The organism is Herbaspirillum sp. CF444, from assembly GCF_000282135.1.
Classification (GTDB): Bacteria; Pseudomonadota; Gammaproteobacteria; order Burkholderiales; family Burkholderiaceae_D; genus Herbaspirillum.
In genome coordinates this window covers 1-1,106 of sequence record NZ_AKJW01000002.1, presented here as the reverse complement: position 1 = coordinate 1,106, position 1,106 = coordinate 1, and the positions used below count along the sequence as shown (strand labels likewise).

Below are 1,106 nucleotides of genomic sequence, written 5' to 3'. Positions count from 1 at the left end.
GGCTTGCCCCGCCGCTACGGGGATCGGCTTGTCATCAACGGCCTGAATCTGCAGATCGCCCGTGGCGAGTTCGTCGCGCTGCTGGGCGAGAGCGGCTGCGGGAAAACCACCTTGCTGCGCGCGCTCTCAGGATTAGACGCCATTGACGGCGGTCGCATCGACGGGCCGAAACAACCGGCAGTCGTCTTTCAGGAACCGCGTCTGATTCCCTGGGATCCCTTGTGGCGCAATGTCGCGCTCGGACTCGATGATCGCCCGGGCAAGCCGTTGGCGCGCGCGGCATTGGAAGAGGTCGGCTTGGGCGATCGCATCGACGACTGGCCGCGCAATCTTTCCGGCGGCCAGGCGCAGCGGGTGGCGCTGGCGCGTGCGCTGGTGCGCGAACCCCGCTTGCTGTTGCTGGACGAACCTTTCGCTGCCCTGGATGCCTTGACGCGCATACGCATGCACGCGCTGGTGCGGCAATTGGTGGACCGTCACCGGCCCGGGGTATTGCTGGTCACGCACGACGTCGACGAAGCCATTCTGCTGGCCGACCGCGTTCTGGTCATGCGCGCCGGCGCCATTGCCGGCGAATATGCCGTGTCGCATGCGGCCGGAAAGAACAGGGCGCATCCCGAGGCGCAAGAGCTGCGCGAGCATCTGCTCGCAGAGCTTGGCGTCGCCATCGCCGGCTGAAGCGCCGAACACGTTCGATTGCAGGCAGTTGCAGCATATCCATGCGCCTTGGCGCGTTTCTCTCACTCTTCCTATTCCTTCATGAACGATAACGACAAGCAGGCACATTTCTCCCGACGCAATTTGCTGCAAGCCGCTCTGGCGGGAGCGGCATTGGGTGCGGCAGGACTTCCGGCATTGGCCATGGCCGCAGGCAAATCGCGCAACACCGATACGGTCCGCCTGGCCTGGGGACGCGGCGGCTTGCCCGGCATCGCACGTTCCCGCGGCGTATTCGAAAAGACTCTGGCCAACGACGGCATCAAGGTGCAATGGGTCGGCCCCTTCCCCAATCACGCGCCGTCCCTGCAAGCGGTCACCGGCGGCAGCGCCGACTTCGGTTTCGGCGGCAGCACCACGCCCGCGCTGGCTGCCATGATCGCCGGCTC

The 1,106-nt window shown here is 65.7% G+C and carries 1 protein-coding gene and 1 pseudogene; both read left to right on the top strand.

Annotated elements, in window-relative coordinates:
• Positions 1-678: ABC transporter ATP-binding protein (locus tag PMI16_RS00025; protein ID WP_007875145.1), on the top strand; the 678-nt coding region annotated here is incomplete at its 5' end.
• A gap of 81 nt (positions 679-759) precedes the next feature.
• Positions 760-1,106 (top strand): annotated as a pseudogene (locus tag PMI16_RS00020) (sulfonate ABC transporter substrate-binding protein); the annotation flags it as partial.